Raw genomic sequence first — 25542 nt, 5'->3', positions numbered from 1 at the left:
ACTGACGTTAATAAGAAAAAACAACGCCATTTTTATCCGATTCCTTACATTTGTAATACATTCGGTTTTAAGGAATGAAATGAATTGATCTATGATTGACAAAAAATATACGGAAACAGTCCATACGGATATCAATAATTACGAATATATTACCATAACGCATGACGAAAATAAAGTAAGAATTTACACCCTGAAGAACGGTCTGAAGGTTTTTCTTGCCCAGAATTTCGATGCACCCAGAATACAGACTTTTATTCCCGTAAGAACAGGAAGCAATAATGATCCTTCTGATAATACCGGCCTTGCCCATTATCTGGAGCATATGATGTTTAAAGGAACTTCAAGACTTGGTACCCAGGACTGGGAAAAGGAAAAGGAACTTCTGGACCAGATCTCAGAACTGTATGAACAACATAAAGCAGAGCAGGATCCTGACAAGAAAAAGGAGATCTATAAGAAAATAGATGAAATTTCTCAGGAAGCCAGCCAATACGCTATCGCCAACGAATATGACAAAGCTATTTCGTCACTGGGAGCCAGCGGAACAAATGCCCATACCTGGTTTGATGAAACAGTTTACAAAAATAATATACCGAACAATGAACTTGAAAAGTGGCTGAAAATTGAAAAGGAAAGGTTTTCCGAAATGGTTCTCCGCCTTTTCCATACGGAGCTGGAGTCGGTGTATGAAGAATTTAACAGGGCGCAGGATAATGACAGCAGACTGGTAAGTTATGAGCTGATGGATGCTTTATTTCCCACCCATCCCAATGGGCAGCAGACTACCCTGGGAAAACCTGAACACTTGAAGAACCCTTCTATGAAGGCCATTCATAAGTATTTTGACGAGTATTACGTTCCGAATAATTATGCCATGGTTCTGGTTGGAGACCTTAATTTTGAAGAAACCATCCAGTTGATTGATCAGTATTTCGGAGCTATTCCTTACAAAGAGCTGCCGAAAAAAACTCCGGTTGTTGAACAGCCTATCACTGAAATAGTAAAAAGAACAGTCAAAAGTCCTACAACACCGAGAGTACAGATTGCATGGAGAACGGACAGCTATGGTACAAGGGAAGCCATGCTTGCTGACATTACCGCTAATATCCTGAGCAACAGAGGGGAAGCCGGACTTCTTGACCTGAACATCAACCAAACCCAGAAAATGCTTTGGGCACAGGCTTTTTCATTAGGTTTAAAAGAATATGGCTATTTTTCTGCAGTAGCTGTTCCCAAGGAATCGCAAACGCTTGATGAAGCGATACAAATGGTTCTCGAGCAGATCGAGCTGATTAAAAAAGGGGATTTCCCGGACTGGATGCTTCCGGCAATCATCAGCGATTTCAGGCTGCAGAGGATGAAAAGCCTGGAAACAGCAGAAGGCCTGGCCACAAATCTTTATGATACCTACATCAGAGGCAGATCATGGGAACAGGAACTAAACGAGATGGATGAATATGCCGCTTTTACCAAAGAAGAAGTTGTTGAATTTGCCAATAACTTTTTTAAGAATAATTACGTTGCCATTTACAAGGAAAAAGGAATCAATGACAAGCTTCTGAGAGTGGAAAACCCCGGAATAACACCTATTAAGATCAACCGTGATGCGCAATCTGAATTCCTTCAGGAAATTTTAGCAGAGAAAACGGAAGATATACAGCCAGAATTCATTGATTATCAGAAAGAAATTATTACGAATTCCGTAAAAGATAAAAAATTAAGCTTCGTAAGGAACAAATACAATGATATAGCACAGGTTCATTTCATTTTTCCTTTCGGGAGTGATAATGATAGGGATCTGGGAATTTCAACACAGTTGCTTCAGTATCTGGGAACGGATCAGTTTTCACCTGAAGACCTTAAAAAAGAGTTCTTCAAAATCGGTATTACGAATGATTTCAAAACAACCAATGATCAGCTGCTGATCTCACTGAATGGCCTGGAAGAAAATATTGAAAAAGGAATTGCCCTTCTTCAGCACTGGATGTACAATGCTTTTCCTGATGAGGAGATCTACCGCCAGTTTGTAGGAACCGTTCTGGAAAACCGCCAGGCCACCAAGAATGATAAAAACCGTATTATGACGGCGCTTACCACGTATACTAAATTGGGAAGTTTCTCCCGTTTTACGGATGTTATTTCCAAAGAAGAGCTTGAAAACAGCCATCCGCAAGTGTTTACCGAGCGCATGAAAAACCTTTTCAGATTCCCTTACCAGATCTTCTTTTACGGAAAAAATTTTGAGGCTTTCAGAGGGTATATTGGTCAATATACCGAAGTTGTGAGCCTGCAGATTCCTGAAGCTAAATCCTATCCGGAACCTGAGACCGGCGGCAATGTATACTTTATCAATTACGATATGGTTCAGATGGAAATGAGTAAAATAGGAAGAGGACATCTGGTGAATACTTCCAATTTCGGAAAGATCAATGTATTTAATGAGTATTTTGGAAGAGGCCTTTCCTCCATCGTTTTTCAGGAGATCCGTGAAAGTAAAAGCTTAGCCTATTCTGCTTATGTTTCTTATGCTGCCAATTCGGAGCTGGGACATCACGACTATATTACCACTTATATCGGTACCCAGCCTGATAAGCTACAAATTGCCGTAGATACGATGACTGAACTGATGACAGAGCTTCCTGAAGTACCTGTTCAGTTTGAAAACGCAAGAAATGCAGCCCTGAAGCAGATTGCTTCAACAAGAATCACCCGAAATAATATATTCTTCAATACTTTGAGACTGAAAAAGCTGGGGATTTTCCACGATTTCCGAAAAGATATTTATGAACAGATCGGAAGCCTGAAGTTTGAAGATGTGAAACAATTTTACGAAACAGAAATTAAACCGGTCCATTTTAATACTGCCATTATCGGTAAGAAGGAAAACCTGGATATGGATGCCGTAAAACAGATGGGAACTTTTACGGAAGTCAGCCTGAGGGATATTTTCGGGCATTAAAATATGTAGGACCGCTCAGTATTGGGCGGTCTTTTTTATAAAGACGGAGAGATGAGGAATGTCCTTCAATTACGTCATCATACAGTCGCCATCGCCGTCCTGGTAGAGGGGATCAAATCCTTCGGGAAGGGTCTGTAAAAGTTGTTGATGGAAAAGATATTCGCGTTTAAAACTGCGTTCATGAATTTTAGGAAATATGTCTGAATCTTTTATTTTATCATTGAGTGCCGACTGATAGCTGGTGAATCCTTTGATTTTATTTTCAGCAATAAAATAGCCCAGAAATCGTACAACATGGTTAAGGTCAGCATCTGAAAACAAATAAGGTATTTTTAAGTATCCGTCGCGGAGCTGCAACAGGAAACAGGAAGAAAGTCTGTTGTTTTCGTCGTATATTTTTACCCAGGAATATTTAAAAACCTCAGCAAAGCTTGAAAAAAGATACCGCGGATCCTTCTTTCCTTCCAGAATCCATGGATGATCTATAAAAACATTGATTTCTTCAGCATTGCGCCGGCTTGAAAACTTATTGATGAAAGCAGTACTTTGTGCATCAATCCGGTTAAGGACTTCATACCGGAAGTCAGGCTTTTTCACCATTATATTTTTAACTGAAAGTATAGAATTGGTGATGGCATCCAAAACCTGAAAAAGCGGCTTCAAAGCCTTTGTTTCCGGCTTTTTATCGGGGATAATACCTGCCGCATCTGCTCTGAAGTAATATTTTTTGCCTTCTTTCGGAAAAATATACTCGAAAACTCCCATGATCGTATATAAAGCTTCGGCTTCAGCGGTGAATTCTGTTATGGCAATCCGCCCGTCATACTCTTCACATGCTTTTTTCAATAATTTTTTTGCCACTCTTTTTTTTCTGAATTCCGGGTGTACATATAAGGTGCTCAGCCATGCATAGGGAATTACTTTTTCTCCTGTTACAAAGCTGTCCGGAAAACACCCAGCATACCCTGCCAGCTGATCTTGATGAAAGGCCAGAATAAGAAGGATCTGCTCATCTGAGGCTTTCGGGTTTCTGATCTGTGATTCTGCGCGATGTCTGGTAACCGGAAGAAAATCATATTGCTGAAAACTTCCTGAAGAAATAAAATCCTCAAGCTCCTTTCTGTTAAATGTTTTCAGTTCTATCATTTTCTTACAATTATATTTTTATGAATCAGCTTTTTCATTTTAAAATAAGCAGTTTCACCTTTCAGAATTTTTTCAGCTCCGTTTCCTGTTTCCATGGGAATTCTCTGAAAATTTCGCACCTCACTGTCCAGCTTTATTCCTGCACAACCGAAACTGCAGAATACCTCCTCGTTTTTGAAAAGCTCCTCAAAGAAGTTTTTACTTACGCCAAAATCAGTAAAGGGAAATGCAAAGCTTTCATATAAAAAGCAGTTCTCTTTAAGATAATTGAACGTACGTCTCGTTGTTTCCAACTGATCACCTAAAGCAAGCTTGTGGTATAAAGGATGATCCCAGCTATGAGAGGAGATCCCGAAACCTTTTTGCGTCAGTATTTTCAATTGTTCTGTGCGCAGATAAGGCTGATGTTCCTTTAAATACTCCGTAAAATCTATTTCAAGCTTTTCAGCCAGTTGATTGAGTACTTCTCTTTCGTTATATTGTATTTTTAATACCTGCTGTTTTACGGCTTCTCTTTCCAGCTCTTCCAGTGAAAGCAGCGGATATATTTCAGGATTCAGCGTTTTCTTTTTTTCAACGGTATCTACTATCAGGCTGGCTTTACATCTGAACATCAGATCCTTGTTATCAATAAAAGCAGGATTGATAAAATTGCAGGCATATATTCCCTTTCTTTCCAGTATGGGGACTACCGTTTCATAAAAATCCCTGAACCCGTCATCAAACGTAAGCAGCGCAATCTTTTTCTTTGGTTTGAAATTTCCTTTTACAAAGTCTTTAAATTCTGACCAATCCACAAACTGAAAATTCTTTGAAAGAAAATCCAGATCTTCTTCAAACTGCCGGGTATTTTTATATCTGATAATATGCTTAACATGAGGCAGGACTTCATCAGAAATGCAATGATAGACAGGCAGACAGTATTCCAGCGGAAATGATTTTCCAAGGTTTCCAGATTCAAAGGCTGCCAATAGATTGATGATCTTGTCTTTCATCCTGTAAAAATAAAAAGAATCTATTCAAAATTAAATTCAAATAGATTCTTAAGGGTATATTTTTTAAAAATTATTTTATCACTTTCATTTCATCGATAAGCCATTTGGAATCGGCAAATTTTTCAATGATGAAAAGGATGTATTTGGTATCTACCATAATGTTTCTGCTGAAGCGAGGGTCATAGTTGATGTCGCTCATTGTTCCTTCCCACTGTCTGTCGAAGTTCAAACCAACAAGGTTACCATAAGCATCAAGTGCAGGGCTTCCTGAGTTTCCTCCGGTGGTGTGATTAGTAGCAGTGAATCCTACGGGTACATCTCCTGTTTTATCTTTATAAATTCCGTAATCTTTCTTATTGTAAAGATCAATCAGCTTTTTAGGGACATCAAATTCGTAATCTCCCGGAATATATTTTTCAATAACTCCTGCTAAATGGGTCTGATATGCATAAGAAACGGCATCTCTAGGGTTAGAGCCTTTTACTTTTCCGTAGGTTACACGAAGCGTAGAGTTCGCATCCGGGAAGAATTTTCTTTCTTTATCCGTTTGCATCTGCTGGGCCATAAATGTTTTCTGAAGAACATCAATTTTCCCCTGAAGAGAGGTATATTGAGGATCAGCAGTTTTCATATACGTTTCTCTCATGGTAACATACAACTGGAAAACCGGATCTTTTTTCAGGGTTTTGATCAGCTTGTCCGGATTGGAGAATGCCTTATCAATATCTGTACTCAGAGCAGCACCGTTTACCTGTGCTCTTCCTGTAATGATTGAATTTTTCGACATTTCTTCAATCACCGGCATGTTCTGGTTTTCATCTTTATATTTACTGAATCCTGCAGGGAGGAACTGCGGAGCTGTTTTATTCACATACAACGCCAGTAACTTTGCTGTTACCTTGGCATCTAGCTCTGCGCTGTAATCTTTGTAGAATGAAGTCAGTTTTGCCTTTAATTTAGCCAGATCTTTTTCATCCATTCTTCCTGCTTCCACGGAGGCTATATAATCAAAATAATCACTGGCAAGCTTCAGGGTCTCTGCATTTCTCACTACTTCGGTGTAGTACGCATTGTTCAGTGCATAAGGAGCCTGATCATTATATAGTTTATTCAGCTGGTCAAGAGTTGTTTTAATCTCATGATTCTTGGCAACCAGAGAGCCTTCATACATTACTTTTTTCTCTACTGCACCAGACTTCTTCAATCCCTCTACTTCCCCTATCCATTTTTTCCAGTAATTGGCTACTGATGCATATTTTGAAGAATACTTGATACGGGTTTCGTTATCTGTACGCATTTTTTCATCAAGTGTCTTCAGAGCAACTTCACGTACAGCAATTCTTGCCGGATCAATATCTTTCATGATCTTCTCTACTGCAACAGCCGGAAGATATTCCGTTGTCTTTCCCGGGAACCCGAAAACGAAGGTGAAATCATTCTCGTTTTTATCTTTTATAGAAACCGGAAGATAATGTTTAGGAACGTAAGGAACGTTGTCTGCCGAATATTCTGCCGGTTTATTGTCCTTACCTGCATAAATTCTGAAGATGGAGAAATCTCCGGTATGTCTTGGCCAAACCCAGTTGTCCGTATCGCTTCCGAATTTTCCGATGCTTTGAGGCGGAGCTCCTACCAAACGGATATCTTTATAGGTTTCAATAGTATAAGCATAATATTTGTTGCCGTAGTACATCGGCTTTACAGAAATCGACTGGTACGATTCTATTTTCTGAGAGTTTTTATAGATCTCAATATTTTTGGCAATTTTTTTAGCCAGTTCAGCTTCCACAAGGTTATCTGTACCTTCCAGAATCTGATCTGTCACTTCTTTGATATCAACAATGAAATCTACTTTTACCCCTGGATTCGGAAGTTCTCCCTGGGTATCTTTTGCCCAGAAACCATTGGATAAAAGATCATTCTGAACGGTTGAATGCGCCTGAATCTGACCATACCCGCAATGGTGATTAGTTAATAACAATCCTTTAGGTGAAATGATTTCTGCGGTACATCCGCCGTTGAACTGCACTACTGCATCTTTTATGCTGGGCTTTTGTGTATTGAAAATATCTTTGGCAGAGATTTTCATTCCCAGGTCCTTCATTTCCTTCTCATTCAATTCTGTAGGAATCCACATTCCTCCATATTGTTGTGCAAATGCCATTGCAGCCGGCAAAATAAATACGGATAAAAGTATCTTTTTTGTCATAATCAAAATTTTGCCCAATTTACGAAGAAAATTAAGAATACTGCCATTAAAAGGCTGTGAAAATTCGCTTTTGTGTGGTTTTAAGCGGAATGGGATACTTTGACTGATGGTCAATAGGTGAATGCCCAATCTGGCATATTTTACACTAAAAAAGCCTCTATTTCCATATAAAAGGCTTTACAGACTTGCATCTTAAGCTTTCCTGTGTTTCCTATGGCGTAATTTTTGTTGACTAAGAGTAAGCTTAATATTAATATATTTAAATTACTTATCATGTTAAAAAGCAAAATGTTAATCCTTGGAATTGCATCTGCTGCATTTCTGGCGTCATGTACAAAAGAAAAAACTACTGAAACAACAGCTCCCGTAACGGATTCCTCTGCTGTTCAGACGACTCCTTCAGACAGCATTACTAAAGCTACACCTTCTGCACCGGGAGATACTTCAGAAAATGCTCTTGACTGGCCGGGAACTTATGATGCAGTAGTTCCATGCGCAGACTGCCCGGGTATCAGAACTTCGTTAACTCTCAACAACGACAAAACATTCAGCATTACTGAAGAATATATTGACAGAAAGTCAAAATTTGATGACAAAGGTTCTTTTGAATGGGATTCAACAGGAAGTATAATCACGTTAAAAGGTAAAACGGCTAAGTACAAATATAAAGTAGGTGAAAATATGCTTATCCAGCTGGATATGGACGGTAAAGAAATAGACGGGCCTAACAAGGATCTGTATGTTTTCAAGAAAAAATAAAGGCTCAAGCCTTTATTTTTTTGTCTTATTTTAAAATTGGTAAGCGATTATTTTAGGGTCATTAATCATGCTCTGAATGATCTTGTCGTGGTCTTTATTATCTCCTGTCAGCTTCCAGGTAACGGCAAGGTTATCCCTGGTGTACTGAAGCTTAATCAGAAGGTGTTTTAAATGATGATCTTCAAATACTTTTTCACAATACTTAATATCTTCCTGACCTGAAACAACTATTCTGTATTCCCTGATTTTGTGACGGTTATCTATAAACTCCTGAAGATAGATTAATGCGCTTAAAATAAGCAGTACTAAAGCTGTTCCCACTAAAGAAAGGTAAACATAACCGGATCCCACAGCCATTCCTATGGAAGCGGTTGCCCAGATGGTTGTTGCAGTGGTAATCCCGTCAATCTTATTGTCTCCTTTAAAGATTACCCCTGCCCCTAAGAAACCTATTCCAGTAATAATATTGGCAGCCAGCCGGTCCGGGTTTTCTACGCCGATACGAATAGAAAGTATTGTAAACAAACAGGATCCGAAACATACCAGAATAAAAGTCCGCAATCCTGCTGACTTATTCCGGTACTCCCGTTCTGCTCCAATCATGAGACCAAGGATAACGGAGATCAGTATCAGCAGCAGTTCATTCTGGACGGAATGGTCCTGTAAAAATTCCATGTCTATAAATTTAGCCAGAATAAAATTACGATAAAAAAAACTTACTGCATTATTTTGGATGCACAGATTTCCGCTGCTTTTAGCAATATCCGATTTAATTGAATATTTTTGTATCCGGAGAGTTTTATGAGTGGGGAATCTGTCCCCTGATTAATGTAAAAACGAGAAACTGGATTTTGTACACCATTATTGTACGCCGGAATCCGGTGCGATTAAAATATTGTAATAAAAAAAGAATTTATGGATACGGAAATTTCACACTTCTGGCTGGGGTACTTTAGAAGCGAAGAGGAGTTTTATAATTTTGTGGAAGAAGATGACGATTATTATATCGGGGAAGAATCTGATGACCAGTATGTTTCGAAATTTGCAGAATCACAGCATATCAACTGGTTTGACTATGATTTTTTAGAATATGGCTTTGAAGATGAACGACTGGGAATCTATGAAAAGTTTTCAGAATATTCTTATGCGGATGAATGGCTTCCGGTTATAGAGCGTAAAATTAATGAACTCGGTATGGATACACCTGTCAATGCCATTATTTTTGCCAGCAGATTTGCCATTCCGAAACCGCTTTCAGTGGAAACGGATGATTATTCCCTGCATTATATGGGGGAAATTGAATTCTCCGTTTAGTTCCGATGAACAGAAAATCAATAAAGGATCATGAAAATCTGCTTCATGTTTTCATGATTCTTCTTGATCATGGGGTAATTAAAACCTCTGTTATTTCTTTATGGGCTGATTCCGTTTTGGCGTCTGAGGATGAATCTGAATATGCATTCATTGAGCTTTCTACCATCAGAAACGGACATGATATGATGCAGTTATTACGTAAAAATTCCGAAACTGCAGATCCTGAAATTGTTTCCAGGGCCGTTCTTGGAATACTATATCATGAACTTTTAAAAGGAAAAACATCCCCAAAAAAAGCAGCTGATATTGCTACCCATATTTCTTATGAAGAAAACCTTACTTCTGACGAGCAGTTTTTACTTTACCGTTATTACGACTACAGCGAAATCAAGCTTAATGAAACTGATGAAGCGTGGAAACTCTACCAATCCCATTTCCTTACTCTGCTTGAAATTTATCAGGAATTTCATCTGGGAAATGATGAAAAATGGGCTGAGGTTAATGAAAAATTAAAGAAGGATCTTGAAGCAAAACTTGAAATTATTAAACAACAGTACCCTTACTGAAATTGATATCGTTTCCATTAAAATTTTAATTATCTTAGTCTGAATTAATTAACCATGAAAAAACTGTTGTCTCTTTTTCTGATCCTTCAGGCGATGTGGCTGTCTGCTCAACCCGGAAAACCGTTTCAAACATGATTTTACCCGTGATGAAATTATATATGAAAGAATAAGCAGATAAGAAATCGTTCACTCTGAAACCTGTCCTAATACCTGAATATTGCCATGAATAAAAAAATCATTATCCTTAATGTAATCACAATACTACTGGTTACTGCTGGTTATATTTTCGGGATCTATTGCATTAATTATCCCATGAAATTTGATATTCTTCGGATGATCAAAGACAGTGAAATCCAATATCTGCCTGTTATTTTTGCTGCCACAGCTTTGGTAACTTATCTGATCAGCAGCCTAGATATTAAAAATTTAAGTTTCAAAAATAAGTTTCTGAGGATATTTCCTGTTCTGAATCTACCGGTCCTTTCTTTTTTCATGTATATGGCTATAACGGGATTTACAGAAAATAAAAGAGAGCTCATTAAAAGAGAAAATTATTATATTCAGAAGGCCGGAAAAGATATTAAAAACGATCAGGTAAGCAGGGAGTATGGCAATGGATTTTTCATTCCAATGTATGATCAAAAAACGATGAGCAACATTGATAGTATCCGGAAAAAATATGGTATCATGTCTAAAACTTCCAGTTGTGTTTTTGATGATATGGACCATAAAGCACGGGAAAAATACAGCGAGCTTACAGAATCTTATCTGAAAAAGAGGAATGGAAAAGGCTGGGAAGAAAGAATGAACCAAGAGATTGAGGGTTTGAAGAAAGCCAAAAATTCAGAAAATAAATAATTTATTGAAAAAAAATATATGGCTATAGCAAAAAAAGGCCTCCGCAAAATTGTTGTGGATGACAAAATTTTTTACTGGAAAATAAGAAAAGCCGTTTCACATAGGGAAAGCCATGATTCGGATTATGGAATTCCTGTACAGCATGAAAGCGAAGGACATCTTCTTCTGATCTATACAGGTTTCTGCAGATCCGGATATTATGGAAGAATACCTATGAAAATCACTCCACACCTGATCCGATCCAAAATAAAAGAAGCTATCAAACAGGGTTGGAAGTATGACCAGCCAGGAAAAGCTGTAGAACTGGCTGACGGAAAACTCATCATATAACAGCAATTTAATAGTATTTATGAACATTTATTCTGCTATACAAATCGGAGAGTATCATACTAACCAATGTGAGGACCATCTGATGATTAAAAAAATAGGTTCTGATAAAATCATCTGTGCCGTTATGGACGGATGTTCCACGGCTTTAGACAGTCATTTCGCCTCTGTTCTGATTGGAAAAATATTACGGAAAGCTACTATTGAAAAGGGATATAGAGATTTATACGAAACATCTCCTGAAAGTATAGACGAAGAGCTTAAAGATATTATGCGAACTGTCTTCAGAGAGCTGTCTGTTGTAAAAAAACAACTGATGCTGGACGAAAAAGAGTTGCTGGCTACATTAATCATTCTGTTTTACAATATAAAAGAAGATAAAGGTATTGTTTTAACCATTGGGGATGGTATTATCTGCATTAATGGTGAAATAACGGAATATGACAGAGATAATAAACCTGATTATTTAGCTTATCACCTTAATGAGGATTTTGATGACTGGTATTCCCGGCAACAGCAAAAGGTTTCTTTCGAAAATCCGAAAGATATCTCCATTGCCACAGACGGAATACTTACTTTTACCCGGATTAAAAAAGCGAATACTGAGGATATAATCAATTTTGCCCAATACCTGATGACTGATCTTACCTATAATGAGACTGAAGAAATGCTTAACAGAAAACTTAAACATCTGGAACAGCATTACGGTGTAAAACCTACGGATGACCTCGCCATAGTCAGAATGAGCCTATGATGAATTTCTGGCAATTAACGAAATAAAAACCAGACAAAATAAATACTCTTGAAAAAAATCTTTCCCATACTGGCTTTCTGCCTTCTGTTCTTCTACTCATGCCGTAAAAATGAAAAACAGGCAGCTTCACATTCCAAAACGGATTCTGTTAAAGCAATTAAAAAAGATACTGCTATTGCTGATCCCGAAGTTTCAACTGAATCTTTCAAAACCGCTGTTAAAGCTGAAGATCTGGTGCCCAACGGTTATGAAATACAATATGATACGGAAGGTGATCTCAATCAGGATGGTCTTTTGGATAAGGCAATGGTCCTAAGAAAAAAAGATGACTCGCTAAGTGAAAGAAAAATGATCATCCTGCTGAGAAATGCAGACAAGACCTACAGGCTGGACAAAACATCAGACAAGGTTTTTCCTGCGGAATACAATGAATATGGATATAAAATGCATGATCCGGAAGACATCAGCATTACGAAAGGAGAACTGCATATCAATTTATACGACATCGGGCCCAACGGAAACCTATTCAGTAAATTCAAATACCTGAACGGCGCTCTGATCCTTACTTATGTGGAAACGTATAATATGGGAGCAGGCTCTCACTCTGCATTATACTACGAGCCTATGAAAGGAAAAGTAATTCATGAAACAGTGAATACTATGGAAGAAGATATGCCTTCCCAATCGAAAACCATTCTTCTAAAAAAAGAACAGTATCTCTTTGAAAAAACCTCACCGGAAGAAGTGGTTATCAAAGTTTACAATATGATTGATCATGAATAGCAGATGCTGTGCAGAATCAATTTCACTTTCTTTTTATTTTAATGTGTACCCATTAAGGTTATAGTAATAAGATTAAAATTACCACAAAAGGGGGATTTTACAGCTTATGAATACTTTATACCTTTAGACTGTGTTTTACATCAGAACTCTTATGATTCTAAAATGCATAGGTACACCTTAAAAAAACAAGAAGGTAAGACCACCGGATGAAAAAATAATGACCACAGGAAAACTGTAAAAAATGAGAAGAAGGCTTGGATGAAGTCTTCTTTTTTATCAATATCAAACCTTCGTTGATAAAAAAACTTCCGTTTTATGAACGGAAGTTTTTTTATTGTATCTTTTTAAAAGGACTTGATAAGATGCCATTCTTCGTTGAAAAACCCAAAACGGGAAGAATCAGAAAAATAAATAAAGCTTTTCATGTCTGTTTATTAATGGGCTTCCAACCAGTTATTCCCCACTCCTACTTCTACCAGTAAAGGAACCTGTGTTTCCAGGGCGCTTTCCATTTCTTTTTTAATGAGTTGTGAAGCGGATTCAATTTCCTCAACAGGAGCTTCAAACACCAATTCGTCATGAACCTGAAGGAGCATTTTGGTTTTTAGTTTCTGTGCTTCCAGCTCTTTATCGATTTTAATCATCGCGAGTTTTACAACATCTGCCGCGCTTCCCTGAACCGGAGCATTTACAGCATTTCTTTCTGCATGACCTCTTACGACGAAATTATTGGAGTTAATGTCTTTTAAATGTCTCTTTCTTCCTAAAATAGTTTCTACATAGCCTACCTGACGTGCTTTATTTACCTGTTCTGCCATATATTCCTTTAATTTCGGATAGGTTTCAAAATAAGCCTCGATCATTTGTTTGGCTTCGGTTCTGGATAATCCGGTCTGCTCTGCCAAAGCAAATGCTCCCTGTCCGTAAATAATTCCGAAGTTCACTGTTTTTGCCTGGCTTCTCTGCGTTTTTGAAACTTCTTCCAAAGGAATTTTAAAGAGCTTGGCAGCGGTAGATGCGTGAATATCTTCTCCGTTCTGGAAAGCTTTGATCATATTTTCTTCTCCTGAAATTTCGGCGATCAGACGAAGCTCAATCTGCGAGTAGTCGGCAGAGATGATTTTTTTCCCTTCTCCGGAAACGAAAGCTCCCCTGATCTGCTGCCCGCGAAGTGTTCTGATCGGAATATTCTGAAGGTTCGGGTTTACACTTGCCAGACGGCCCGTTGCTGCTGTTGTCTGGGAGAAATTGGTATGTACTCTCTGATCTTCTTTATCAATCTGCGAAGGCAGCGCGTCTACATAAGTCGATTTCAATTTCTGGTAGGTTCTGTATTCCAGAATGTGTTTGATAATTTCATGTTTTGAAGCCAGTTTCTGAAGGACGTCTTCAGAAGTCGCATACTGCCCGGTTTTGGTTTTTTTCGCTTTCGGATCAAGCTGCATTTTTTCAAACAGGATTTCCCCCAGTTGTCTTGGTGAATTCATGTTGAATTCTTCTCCTGACAGTTCAAAAATTTTATTTTCAAGCTGCTTCAGGTCGTTTTCAAGGTCTACGCTTTCCTGTGCCAGCCATTTTTCATCAAGTGAAATTCCGGCGAGTTCCATTTTAGCCAGAACTTCCATCAACGGCATTTCTATTTTGAAGAAAAGTTCTTCTAAGTTTTCTTTTTTAAGCTGCGGAGCGAAAAGCTCGTAAAGCTGGAATGTCACATCGGCATCTTCTGCGGCATAATCGGTCTGGGTTCTCAGATCTGCATCTCTGAAATTCCCCTGCTTTTTACCTTTTTTTCCGATGATCGTTTCAATGGAAACGGGTTTATAGTTCAGATATACTTCCGAAAGATAGTCCATTCCGTGTCTTCCGTCCGGGTTTAGCAGGTAATGGGCAATCATGGTATCAAACATGGCCCCTTTTACCGTAATATCGTATTGTTTTAAGATTTTGTAATCGAATTTCAGGTTGTGGGCAATTTTCAGCAGATCTTCTTTTTCAAAAAACGGTCTGAAAATTTCCAGGGTCTGTAATGCTTCACCTCTGTCTTCGGATAAAGGAACATAGTAAGCAAGGCCTTTTTTATAGGAGAAGCTCATTCCTACCAGTTCGGCTTCCAGCTCGTTCAGGGAGGTGGTTTCTGTATCGAAGCAGACAGCTCTCTGTTTTAATAAATTATCAACCAGTATTTTCTGGGCTTTCGGATTGTTCACAAACTGATACAGGTGATCATTCTGTTCAATGGTTGATTTGGAAGAAGTGGCTTGTTCCAGCTCCTCGAAATTGGCAAAAAGGTCAAGCTGCATCACCTGTCCTTTTACTTCAGTGCCTGAAGCTGTCTGCTTTACCTCAACCTCACTTACAATTACGGTTTCAGCTGCTGCCGGAGCAAATGCCCTGTACAGGTTTTCATATAATCTTCTGAATTCTATTTCGTCAAATACCTCTTTTACTTTCTCGAAATCAGGGGTTTCAAGATCATACTGTTCCTGATGAAATTCTACAGGAGCATCACAGATAATGGTTGCCAGCTTTTTGGATAAGATTCCGCGTTCTGCCGAAGCTTCTACTTTTTCTTTGAGTTTTCCTTTCAGCTGGTCTGTGTTGGCCAATAGGTTTTCAATACTTCCGTATTCTTTAAGGAATTTCATGGCTGTTTTTTCTCCAACACCGTCAAGACCAGGAATATTGTCTACAGCATCTCCCATCATTGCCAGATAATCAATCACCTGCTTTGGATCTTCAATCTCGTATTTTGCTTTTACTTCATCAACACCCAGAATTTCTATATCACCACCTTTTAATCCCGGTTTATAGATTTTAATTTTATCGGTAACCAACTGGGCAAAATCTTTATCCGGAGTTACCATAAATGTCGTATAGCCTTCTTTTTCTGCTTTGCAGGCAATTGTTCCGATGACGTCATCTGCTTCATAACCTTCTACTCCCAATATCGGAATATGCATTGCTTCCAGAATTCTGTGGATGTATGGAACGGCAATTTTAATCGCTTCAGGAGTTTCACTTCTGTTGGCTTTATAATCTGAAAAATCTTCGGTTCTTACACTGGCCTGGCCTACGTCAAAAACAACGGCAAGGTGGGTAGGCTTTTCCCTTCTGATCAATTCGATCAGAGAGTTGGTAAACCCGAAAATAGCAGAAGTATCTAATCCTTTGCTGGTTAATCTAGGATTCCTGATCAGTGCGTAATATCCTCTGAAGATCATCGCATAGGCATCGATGAGAAAGAGTCTTTTATCTTGTGTTGCGTCCATATTATCTATAATGAACAAATATAAGAAAATAGGGGTATAAGTTGGTAGGTCTGCCAGATTTCCGGGGCAGGTTTTAGGTGACAGCTCTGTAACTCCGGTCGTAAAAACCGGATTTTGATTTATTTTTCTATTATTGAATGAATTATCCTCTGTCCGAATATCTATTATCTATCCGTCTACTATCTATTGTCTTTTCTCTTTGTTCTCTATTCTTTTCTCTATCCTCATTAAAGCATATTTCCCGCCACTTCCAGCGAAAACAGTTCATAGCTTTCAATTTCCGGCAGAGGAGAAATCTTTTTTATTCCTTCTTTTTTGTAGGATTTCGGAAGCTGGGGATCTGATTCAGAGTTTTCAAATTCAGCAATATATTTTCCTGTACTGAGATTATAGTCTATACCTGAATAGTGGGAAGCATCCCCTGAGCGGAATTCTGCGCCAATCAGATAAAATCCGTTGTTCTGGTATCTGTATTTATGTACTGCACCGCCTCTCAGGAAATCGTGATTAATGATTAACAGTCCTTTTTTGATTTCTATTCCGGAAAAAAACACATTATTCATGTTTTCACCGGCTACGGCACCGCTGCTTTCTGCAGTCATTATGTATTGTCCGTCCGGCTGTTTTAAAAGGATTCTGAGGATTCGCTTTTCATTTCGTTCATGCTTAAGAAGCTTTTCGTTTTCATACACCAAGACCACATCTTCCAGCCCGTCTTTATTAAGATCTCCTGTGGCCATGGTATCCAGCTTTTGCTTTGAGGGTAAGAAGTCCTGCCATTTTGCAGATCTCAGCTTCCTGTAGTCTGTTGTTTCGGGCTGTGCTTCATTTTTCTGTTTCCGGGCTGAAAGGTAGTCTTTGTAGAGGGTTTCGGCGGTTGGCTTATATTGCCGGAGCAATGTGAGATTTTCTTTATAAATGGCTGATGTAAGGCTGTTTTTAGTATTTTCATCATCTGATGTATAGTAAACAAAATGGCGCTTAATGGTTCTTCCGGATCCGTCTTCATATATTTCTTTACGGCTTACCCAGTTATTCTGCCCATCATATTTATATTCTCTACGGATCACAAATGGTTTAGCTTTTTCTACCTGTATTTCCTGTGTGCAGTCACCCTTTTCATTATATTGGTACACTTTCCGCTGCATAAAATCATCGGGCATTTTACTGAAATAGCCATAATGATCAGAAATCAGCAGGCCTTTGCTATTGTAGGTATAACGGTGTCCGAAGTCAGAAAGTTCTGATGCGCTGTATATGTACCGTTCTTCTGTTAATTTCCCGTTCTCGTATCTGTACCAGGTTCCTCTTCCCGGATCATAAACATCATTTCCATGATAATAAAAGCTTACTTTATTTTCCGGATTTCCTTTCTGTACAAATTCAAAGGTAAGATCGTGATTATCGTCGTTATCAGAGAACGTTTTCTTTTTAACATCCGTTCCTTTGGAAAGTTTTCTGTCCCATTCAAAAGGTACAAATCCTTCAGGAATCCTGAATTTTTCAAGGTCTATGGATTCCCGAGTCTCCCGGTGGTATATTTCCTCATCTGCAAACCATCTGATTTCATTGATTTTGTTGCTGTAGTCATAAATATAATAGTATGACCATTTCCCGTTTTCAAGATCACCACTGAGAATTTTTCTTCCATTGGAATCCAGATCTTCCAGGCTTATTCTTAATTCTTTATTATCTTGTTTATTGTAAATTCTGGTAAGAACCGGGTTTTCAGCATCCTGATCCTGGTAATAATATTCGCTCCCCGTACTGTAAGGCGATACTTCCCTGATCTTCCGTCCTTTTCTATCGTATTCAAAATAGGATTTCAGTTCTTTTTTTTCTTCAGAGTAATCCTGTTTGGAGACTGACATGGTTTTTACCGGGCCGTGAAAAATATACTCAGGATCGGTTGCTGTTTTCTGACCAAAAAGATCAGTTGGGAGTATAAAAACAACAAAAGTAAGGGTTGTGATTAAGGTATGCGTTTTCAAAGTTATTTCTGATTGTATAATGGACAAAGCTACAAAGATTTACTCAAGGGATAAAAAAGCAGGATAGTGAATGTACTACCCTGCTTCGTTGTTATTTTAATAAAAGACTGTGGACTTATTTACCCGGCCATAATCCTTCGTATTTGGAACCTCCAAAGCCGATGATTTCTGCGCTTACTACAAAACTGATTAACATACTGTTGCTGTCTACAGCGTCGAAATCTACTTCATGCTGAATTACATATCCGTTTTCCCAGTTCAAAGTGATAAGAGTTCCTTCTTCGTGAGATTTGTTGAAAGTAACTTCTCCGGTTGTCGGCTTATATTTTCCGTTTAATAAGCTTTCAAGAATGTCTGATTTTTCAGTTGCTTCCACTGTTATTTTGATCAGTGCATTAGAAGGATCTGAAGCTACACGTCCTGAAACATCTGTAGATCTTGATACACTGTAGTTCAGCTTTAATAATTTCTGACCTTCTCCTCCATTAAATTTTAAGATTCCTCTTGAATTTGCTGCCATGATTGGTGAATTTTAAGTGTTTATATATTGTGAATAGTGATTGATTACAGGGCAAAGATAGCCCGCCTCCCTTCAAGGAAAAAGTTTTAGAATACAAATCTGAAAAATTGTAGTAATACTACGATTTGGTGTCGTAATTCTACGACTTTTGATTTAACATAATGGATCAATGGCTGCGGGGAAAGGCTTTATCCGTTATTTTTAGAATTCTAGATTTCAGGTTTTATTTTAATTAGAACTCATATTTCAAGTATTCTCCCAAGCATGTATTGAAACAATGTTATTTCATTTTTGTCTCAAGTTCTTTCAGATTATCTGAACTCGTTATATTCCCCAATTCTGCTGCCTTTTTCCAATATTTTTTTGCATTTTCTATATCATTGAGCTTAAAATAAGCAACTCCTAAATCATTTAATGCAAACTTAACATCCTCACTTTCAAGATCAAGTATTTGAAGATATTTTTTAAACTTGGGAATGGCTTTTTGTGGTTCGCCGGATTCTAAATAAATGGTTCCGGAATATTTTAATGCTTCAACATTGTCTAATTGTTCAGCTTTTTCAAAATAAAATAGGGCTTCATTGTATTGTTTCTGGTTATAATATTGCACTCCTTGATCAAAAAATTTTTCATTATCATTCTTAAACAAAAAAAGATAAGCCATTCCCGCTAGTAAGATAACCACTCCCAATAGTGCAATTAGTTTTTTCATAATATTAAAAATATCCTCAATATAAAGGGTTTATATAACTTTTAATAATGAGCTCTTACTTGCTTCGGATATGTTCTAAAGAATCCAAAATCTGAAGATTTCTTTTACTATCCGGATTTCCTAGTTTCTGCGCTTCCTGTAAATACAATTTTGATTTGTTCAGGTCTCCTTTTTGCATATAACATATTCCAAGAGAATTGTACCCTATATCACAAGCAGATAGGTGAAGTAGAAAATTATTGATTGTCACGTTCTTTTATTTAGGAGGCATTAACAAGCCTTAGTTTTATTGATCTTATTTGCTCATACGTAATTTCAGAAAAATCCTGTGATATCCAGCTCAGTCTCATTAGTAAAAATAATTCTAAATTCGCAAACCAGATTATTATGCATCTTTTGCATTAACTTTAATTGAACTAGTATCTTCATTAGCAAACATATCTGCGGCAACCCGAATTGCACGTTCAGCAAAATAGTTGCCTATAAATGGAGCAATTAGAGTTAAAATGCCTCCAGTTGCAGTTGCAGATTTTATACTAGCTGATTTAATATTTTCTCTAATAGCTGCATTAGAATTTTGATTATGTGTTTCTTTAACAGAGTTCATGTTCTTTTCATTAATCATGCCCCGTGAATTCCCGCTCTTATTAGTAACCCTATCCTGTAACTCAGGACCAAACTCACCTGCTTTCATTCTGTTTATCATTTCTCTTAATTCAGGATTATTTTTTAATGAGTAAGTTCCTTGTCTTTCTGCTTCGGCAATTCCTGCTTCAAACTTATTAATGTCGGCCTGACTTGCATTATTTTTACCTAATAACTTTGTGACCTCTATCCCATCCTTTACTGGTGAAACTGGATCCCAACTGTCGGCGGGCTGAGGAAGTGGAGTGGTTGAGATAGAAGCGTCCTTTACAGTATCATAGTTTTCATTGCTATTGAGCAATCCTCCTGTTGCGGAAGCTAAAGGGTTGATTATAAAGTAGCCAACCGGAATCCAAGCTCCAAAAATTGCAGTTTGTTTAAGAACAAACAGAGTTCTTGCACCACCTAAAAAACCACCTATAGGTAAAGTAGTTCCCAAACTGAACCCGAACAAAACTCCTGCTAAGGCTCCTGAACCTATATTTACCCATTTTTCAGTATTATTATTAGATGCAATACTCTCAGCAGCATTATTTGCTGCTGTTTCTGTAATGAATGGTAACAGAACTCCTCCTTCTTTACAAGCAAGTAATGAATTTTTTGTTAGCGCAAGAAAAAGATCAACTTTATTTCCATTGCTATCAAAATAAACTGTAGTATGATGTTTTTTCCATTGACTTTCCTGAAAACCAATCATTTCACTACAAGTAGGAGTTTGCATCATTTGCCATATTCCATATCCAATTGCTGCAATAGCTATTAATCCGCCCACAACCCAACCTGCAACTGGTACTGTTGCAGAGGTAGCAGCTACTAATAACATACCTCCTACAACACCACCACCAAAAGCAACTGTTCCCAAGCCGGAACTCCACCCACTTTTACAATTAAAATCTTCTGAAAGTTTTTTATCCAGCTTAATTAAAAAAGTTCTTTGTTGAGATCCTAATTTTACAGTCTTTTTCGGTCTCTTATCACTCAATTCAAATTTTTTAGGATCAGAATTTAATTGATTAGTACAAACTGCAAATACTTTTTCAGGTAAATAAACTGCCATCTTTAAATTTTTTTATTATTTAAAAAAAATAGACTCCATTACGTTTACAAATATTATCATTATTAATGCCCCAATTCCCAATATAAATACAAAGACTTGCCATGGTTCCATCTTATTGATAATTGAATATTTTATTTTATCCCCTTTTAAAACATACACCCCAAAATTTGGGAAAACATTAGTGTTTATAATGTTTTTCAGTTCCTTTTGGTTGAAATTCTCTCGAATGTAGGGCATTAAATATTTCACAAATTCATCCAACTGTTCGATATCTTTTTCTGAAGAAAACGGCGTTAAGCCTGTGTTACCCACTCTAATTTTAATATTATCTTTATTTGTTATAATTGTTAAATAACGAAAGCCTGCATTCCCTAAATTTTTAATCATCTTAATATCAGCCAAATTAAAAATATATTGTAGGTTTTGAAATTTTATAGTAAGATTTTCATTATTTATTACAACCCTCCACTCTTTTGCCTGTATACGTTTTGCAAGCTGTTTCAAAATAAGCATACATACAGCAAGCGTTAAGAAAGCGGCAAAAAGCAATGGATATAAAAAATAAACTTTTGGAAACAACATATTTGTTAATATAAGGGTTCCAATCATTACAACTAATCCTGGAAAAATTAGATTTAATGCTAATTTAAGTTCCGTTTTTGCGTCTAATCCTTCAAATCTAAATTCTTTATTTTCCATTAAATTATGGGGTAAAATTTTCTAATTTTTTAATTGTATAAATACATTCGTTTTCAACATTGTCTGAAACCTCTTCTTTTAAAACTACTTTTCCACTTAAGATAAGACCACTATTTATATCTATTTCTATTGTGGATCTAAAAATAATTTTATATTCTGTAAACTCATATTTTACAATATTTTTATGAAGCTCATTATATCTATCTTTCATTGCCTTTTTTAGAGATTCTGAAATATCAACTTCAGCTATTTTTCGAACAGTTAAAATTCCTTTTTTCTCTTCTACCTTATCATATCTAATCTTCAAAGGCAATATCAATGGTGGGAGGACGGTAGATATAAAATCGAAATCAATAATCTCGAATTTATCTTTATTATATAAATATTGGTCAAAACATGAAAAATAAAAAAAATTCCTCCAATATTCCTCTTCATTTGAAGTATTTTCGGAAAACTGATTATCACCCATCATTATTAATTCATCTACAGCTTTTGGATTGTTTTTCTGCAAACTTTGAATAAAGGGCATTTCAAAAAATTTTGTTTCTCGGAATTTTTTCCAATCTTTTTGAATTCTTTTTTTGTTAAGAATTTTTTGAATTTTCCCAAATTTATCTAAAGAAAAAAAGACATTATTTTTTATTTTTTCGGTTTCTTCAATGAAATCAAAAATTTCCTCTGATATTTTAGGAGAAGATTCTTTGCTGTAATCTTCTAATTTAACAAAACCTATTTCTTCTTTTAAATTCAATTTCAATAAATATTGAAATCTTTGGTTAAAATAATGGACTAAATTATTATTAAACTTGGATGTATTTATTTGCTCACAACGATATCTTGCTTTCTGTTGAAAGTCTATCTGTTCAAACGGTTTATTTTTTGTTTCTTCTTTTTTAACAGGGATGAACAATTCTTTAATATGGACAGGAATATGGGTGCTAAAAATTTGTTGCGTCAAAATAGCATGAGAATTATGAAAGTCTAACAATTCATTTATTGTTAATCCAGATTCTTTAGCTATCGTAACAAGCGTATCTCCTTTTTTTATTTCGTATTGTGTAAATTCCATATCTAATTAATATCAACTTGAGTAGCTCTTACAGTAACAGCAGTTCCTCCAGTTATGTCTACTTTACCTTCACCACTTGAACCTACAGTAGCTAGTCTTGTACCTCCGAGCAAAACATCCTCACCTACAATACTGATTTTTTTGCCATTAATCTCTATAGTCCCATCTTCTTTCATCGTAATAGAACTTTCACCTGTTTCCAATTTTATTTCCGTTGCACTATTAATACCAATTTTCCCGGCATTATCCATCGTAATTTTGGATTTTCCTTTCCCGACATCAATTGTAGTATTGGTTGCAACATTTATTGTAAGATTATTGCCAATAAACTCTTCACTATCATTACTTACCTCTGTCTTAATATTCCCGGTTCCGCTTAATGTAACATGATTTCCGTTCCGGTCTTTGATCTCAATTCCGCATCCGTCATGAAACTGGATAATATTACCACTCTTGCTGCTTAAACTCATGATATTATTTCCTTCGCCACCGCCAGCTCCGATACTTCCATGAAACATTCCTCCCATCACAAACGGACGGTCCGGGTGCTGGTGTACAAAATTGGTAATCACCTGGTCCCCAACTTCAGGAATGGACATGAAGCCACGATTTTTACTGACTTTATCACTGCTTCCGGCATCAGGAGACATAACACGGATAAATTCTGTGGTATCCGGTCCGTTTTGCCAGTCAAACTGTACTTTTACTCTTCCCTGATTTAAGGGGTCTGTATTGGAGATCACCTTAGCAAACTGAGGTTCTGCTTTTGGAGTATGGAATTCCGGGCGCGGAATAAATCCGGTATCTGCTGCAATGGCTTCAAAATGCCCGTCATAATACCCTCTTGCATCAACTTCATGGACTACTCCGGTAATCATTAATTTGGTGAAATAAGCGGTATCATTGGTATCCGTCTTACGCATTTCAATGTCTGCTGTACATCCGGGATAGAGGAACGGAACGGTTGTTGTTCCCGATGTGATGAACACTTCTGAAGCAGAGCTTCCCGCAGTTCCTTTCTGTGAAGCGTCAATATCCATGAAAGAGGCTGCTTTAATAGGTGCTACTCTTAAAGATGGAGTGGTAAACGTTCTCTCTGATATTTCATAAGCACGTTTGGCAATATCTGAAGTGTGGGTGATCTTTGGGCTGCCTCCGGTAAGTTTTTCATTTTTACTGCTGTTATAACCATAAAAGCTCGGGCTTACATGCTGGGCTTTCATTTTGATCGCAATATCGCTTACACTGCTTCCGTAGGTAAGCTTTACAGGTTTTTCCTGAGGTGGAAGTTTCCCGAAATGAAGCACTTCTCCATCATAATAAAACTGTTCACCATAAGCTTCGGCTATTCTCGCCAGATAATTATAGTGGGTTTCTTCGTACTGCGAGCTGTAAGAAACATTTCCGTACTGAGCATCAACCCTGAAATCAAACTTATTCTGTCCCAACCCTTCTCTTATTACCTGATCAGCAATACTGTTTAAGCTGACTGGCTGTGCCCCGCCAAAACTCTGGATGTGAGGGGCTGCATCCAGAAGTACTGTGGGACTGTATCCTGTAAGCACGATATTTCCCAGACTTCCTTTTTCCTGGCTGAATCCCACTTCTGTGATCACGCCAACAAAGTTACGTTCAGGTCCCTGTTCAACATCTTTATATTTAAAAACTACTGTGATTCTCTTTCCTAAAAAACTCTGGGCTTCCTGCAGATTATGATTTTCTGCACTTTCCAAAGTATCATGAGCTAATGTGATACTGAATTCATGATGTCTGGAAGCACTCTGTATGAGTTTAAAGTGCTTGAAATGTTTAATGATCTGTCCTTCGATCACAATATCAAGCTTAACAACACGGTTGATGCCCGCAATATAATTTTCAACAATACCTTCAATATTATGTATCTTGGATGTAGGCTGTTTAGTCCATACTTTATTTTCAACAATGGAAGGGTCGTTCGGCACCAGTGTCTGATTCATAAACATATTTGTTCCCTGTACCGTATTTGAGTAAGCCTGAGAGGTTTTCTGAATATTTTTCTGAGCTGCTTTTCCAACGCCGTCCAGCTTTTGTTCTGCCTTTTTTACAACATTATCTTTTACAGCACCTGTGAGTTGTTCTTCTCCCGGCAAATCATTCATCGTATTGTTCGGGTTCTGTACTTTTATTGATTGATCATCCTTAAACATAATGTGTGTGTTTTTTTGTTAAAATGAATTACGAAAGAGCCTTATATTTCTCTTTTTTGGGTCAATTATTATTTACAAAACACTGATTATCAGATAACAAAAACCAATGCTTGCATTTTAGTTTCTTTAAATGGAAAAACAGAATAGCTTATTCTCTCGAATATACTATTCTGTACCAATTTATTTTTACTAAGATGATGTTCGGGTTTATCTGCTTCCGTCTGAAGGCCACATTCCACTATACTTAGAGTTACCATAATCAATTGTTTCTGCACTCACTACGAAACTGATCAGCATGCTGTTTTCATCAATTGCATCGAACTCTACCTGATGCTGGATCACATATCCGTTCTCCCAGTTCAAAGTAATAAGAGTTCCTTCTTCGTGAGATTTGTTGAAAGTAATTTCTCCGGTTGTCGGCTTATATTTTCCGTTTAATAAGCTTTCAAGGATGTCTGATTTTTCAGTAGCTTCTACTGTAACTTTGATTAGCGCGTTAGAAGGATCTGATGCTACACGTCCTGAAACGTCTGTAGTTCTTGATACGCTGTAGTTCAGCTTTAATAGTTTCTGACCTTCTCCTCCGTTGAATTTTAAGATTCCTCTTGAATTTGCTGCCATGATTAGTAAATTTTAATCGTTAATATTTTGTGATTTGGTGATTGATTGTTGAGCAAATATAGAACGACCTTTTTTTAAAAAAAAGCTTTTCACTGTAAATCTG

At 37.2% G+C, this 25542-nt stretch carries 21 protein-coding genes; 8 read left to right on the top strand and 13 right to left on the bottom strand.

The window, feature by feature from the left end:
- Nucleotides 1-91: 91 nt before the first annotated feature.
- The gene (locus AOB46_RS19780; protein ID WP_062702635.1) at nt 92-2959 is read left to right on the top strand and encodes a M16 family metallopeptidase; all 2868 of its coding nucleotides are present in this window, start codon (nt 92-94) and stop codon (nt 2957-2959) included.
- A gap of 69 nt (nt 2960-3028) precedes the next feature.
- On the opposite strand, the gene AOB46_RS19775 is transcribed toward AOB46_RS19780, so the two are convergent.
- The 3 genes from AOB46_RS19775 to AOB46_RS19765 all read right to left on the bottom strand — a co-directional run bounded on the left by AOB46_RS19775 (nt 3029) and on the right by AOB46_RS19765 (nt 7309).
- The gene (locus AOB46_RS19775) at nt 3029-4105 is read right to left on the bottom strand and encodes a GNAT family N-acetyltransferase (RefSeq protein ID WP_062702633.1); all 1077 of its coding nucleotides are present in this window, start codon (nt 4103-4105) and stop codon (nt 3029-3031) included.
- Entirely contained in the window at nt 4102-5100 is a 999-nt protein-coding gene (locus AOB46_RS19770; protein ID WP_062702631.1) for a polysaccharide deacetylase family protein, read from the bottom strand. The genes AOB46_RS19775 and AOB46_RS19770 overlap by 4 nt, the downstream gene beginning before the upstream one ends.
- Nucleotides 5101-5170: 70 nt before the next feature.
- Nucleotides 5171-7309: a S46 family peptidase gene (locus tag AOB46_RS19765; protein ID WP_082377295.1), complete on the bottom strand. Its 2139-nt coding sequence runs from the start codon at nt 7307-7309 to the stop codon at nt 5171-5173.
- A 273-nt stretch (nt 7310-7582) separates the two neighbouring features.
- Between AOB46_RS19765 and AOB46_RS19760 the strand changes: the two genes are divergently transcribed.
- Nucleotides 7583-8068: a copper resistance protein NlpE gene (locus AOB46_RS19760; RefSeq protein WP_062702629.1), complete on the top strand. Its 486-nt coding sequence runs from the start codon at nt 7583-7585 to the stop codon at nt 8066-8068.
- A gap of 30 nt (nt 8069-8098) precedes the next feature.
- Here the strand turns inward: AOB46_RS19760 and AOB46_RS19755 are convergent, their stop codons facing one another.
- Nucleotides 8099-8743 (bottom strand): MgtC/SapB family protein, encoded by a 645-nt coding sequence (locus AOB46_RS19755; RefSeq protein WP_062702627.1) that lies wholly within the window; start codon nt 8741-8743, stop codon nt 8099-8101.
- Between the two features lie 240 nt (nt 8744-8983).
- Between AOB46_RS19755 and AOB46_RS19750 the strand changes: the two genes are divergently transcribed.
- The 6 genes from AOB46_RS19750 to AOB46_RS19725 all read left to right on the top strand — a co-directional run bounded on the left by AOB46_RS19750 (nt 8984) and on the right by AOB46_RS19725 (nt 12670).
- The gene (locus AOB46_RS19750) at nt 8984-9382 is read left to right on the top strand and encodes an immunity 22 family protein (protein WP_062702625.1); all 399 of its coding nucleotides are present in this window, start codon (nt 8984-8986) and stop codon (nt 9380-9382) included.
- Nucleotides 9383-9387: 5 nt separating this feature from the next.
- Nucleotides 9388-9948 (top strand): hypothetical protein, encoded by a 561-nt coding sequence (locus AOB46_RS19745; protein ID WP_062702623.1) that lies wholly within the window; start codon nt 9388-9390, stop codon nt 9946-9948.
- A 222-nt stretch (nt 9949-10170) separates the two neighbouring features.
- The gene (locus AOB46_RS19740; protein WP_062702621.1) at nt 10171-10806 is read left to right on the top strand and encodes a hypothetical protein; all 636 of its coding nucleotides are present in this window, start codon (nt 10171-10173) and stop codon (nt 10804-10806) included.
- An 18-nt stretch (nt 10807-10824) separates the two neighbouring features.
- Nucleotides 10825-11136, top strand: a complete 312-nt coding sequence (locus AOB46_RS19735; protein WP_062702619.1) for a hypothetical protein — start codon at nt 10825-10827, stop codon at nt 11134-11136.
- A 19-nt stretch (nt 11137-11155) separates the two neighbouring features.
- The gene (locus AOB46_RS19730) at nt 11156-11887 is read left to right on the top strand and encodes a protein phosphatase 2C domain-containing protein (protein WP_062702617.1); all 732 of its coding nucleotides are present in this window, start codon (nt 11156-11158) and stop codon (nt 11885-11887) included.
- Nucleotides 11888-11935: 48 nt separating this feature from the next.
- Nucleotides 11936-12670 (top strand): hypothetical protein, encoded by a 735-nt coding sequence (locus AOB46_RS19725; RefSeq protein WP_062702614.1) that lies wholly within the window; start codon nt 11936-11938, stop codon nt 12668-12670.
- A gap of 434 nt (nt 12671-13104) precedes the next feature.
- On the opposite strand, the gene polA is transcribed toward AOB46_RS19725, so the two are convergent.
- The 9 genes from polA to tssD (AOB46_RS19680) form a co-directional block, all read right to left on the bottom strand.
- Nucleotides 13105-15939, bottom strand: coding sequence for a DNA polymerase I (gene polA, locus AOB46_RS19720; RefSeq protein ID WP_062702612.1), 2835 nt, complete (start codon nt 15937-15939; stop codon nt 13105-13107).
- A 227-nt stretch (nt 15940-16166) separates the two neighbouring features.
- On the bottom strand, nt 16167-17930 hold the full coding sequence (locus AOB46_RS19715; protein ID WP_062702610.1) for a hypothetical protein: 1764 nt from the start codon (nt 17928-17930) through the stop codon (nt 16167-16169).
- Between the two features lie 115 nt (nt 17931-18045).
- On the bottom strand, nt 18046-18450 hold the full coding sequence (tssD, locus tag AOB46_RS19710; RefSeq protein ID WP_185113894.1) for a type VI secretion system tube protein TssD: 405 nt from the start codon (nt 18448-18450) through the stop codon (nt 18046-18048).
- Nucleotides 18451-18730: 280 nt separating this feature from the next.
- Nucleotides 18731-19162, bottom strand: a complete 432-nt coding sequence (locus AOB46_RS19705) for a tetratricopeptide repeat protein (RefSeq protein WP_062702606.1) — start codon at nt 19160-19162, stop codon at nt 18731-18733.
- Between the two features lie 385 nt (nt 19163-19547).
- Complete coding sequence (locus AOB46_RS19700) at nt 19548-20864, bottom strand: hypothetical protein (RefSeq protein WP_062702604.1); 1317 nt, start codon at nt 20862-20864, stop codon at nt 19548-19550.
- 15 nt (nt 20865-20879) lie between these two features.
- Nucleotides 20880-21563 carry a hypothetical protein gene (locus tag AOB46_RS19695; RefSeq protein ID WP_062702602.1) on the bottom strand — a complete coding sequence of 228 codons (684 nt, stop codon included), beginning with the start codon at nt 21561-21563 and terminating at the stop codon, nt 20880-20882.
- 4 nt (nt 21564-21567) lie between these two features.
- The gene (locus tag AOB46_RS19690; RefSeq protein WP_062702600.1) at nt 21568-22632 is read right to left on the bottom strand and encodes a LysM peptidoglycan-binding domain-containing protein; all 1065 of its coding nucleotides are present in this window, start codon (nt 22630-22632) and stop codon (nt 21568-21570) included.
- Nucleotides 22633-22634: 2 nt separating this feature from the next.
- Nucleotides 22635-24818, bottom strand: a complete 2184-nt coding sequence (locus AOB46_RS19685) for a type VI secretion system Vgr family protein (RefSeq protein WP_062702598.1) — start codon at nt 24816-24818, stop codon at nt 22635-22637.
- A 207-nt stretch (nt 24819-25025) separates the two neighbouring features.
- Nucleotides 25026-25439, bottom strand: coding sequence for a type VI secretion system tube protein TssD (gene tssD / locus AOB46_RS19680; RefSeq protein WP_062702596.1), 414 nt, complete (start codon nt 25437-25439; stop codon nt 25026-25028).
- Nucleotides 25440-25542: the final 103 nt, after the last annotated feature.

This window comes from Chryseobacterium indologenes, from assembly GCF_001295265.1.
Lineage (GTDB): Bacteria > Bacteroidota > Bacteroidia > Flavobacteriales > Weeksellaceae > Chryseobacterium > Chryseobacterium indologenes_A.
The sequence above is the reverse complement of the archived record's forward strand: the minus strand, read 5'-3'. Positions and strand labels throughout refer to the sequence as shown.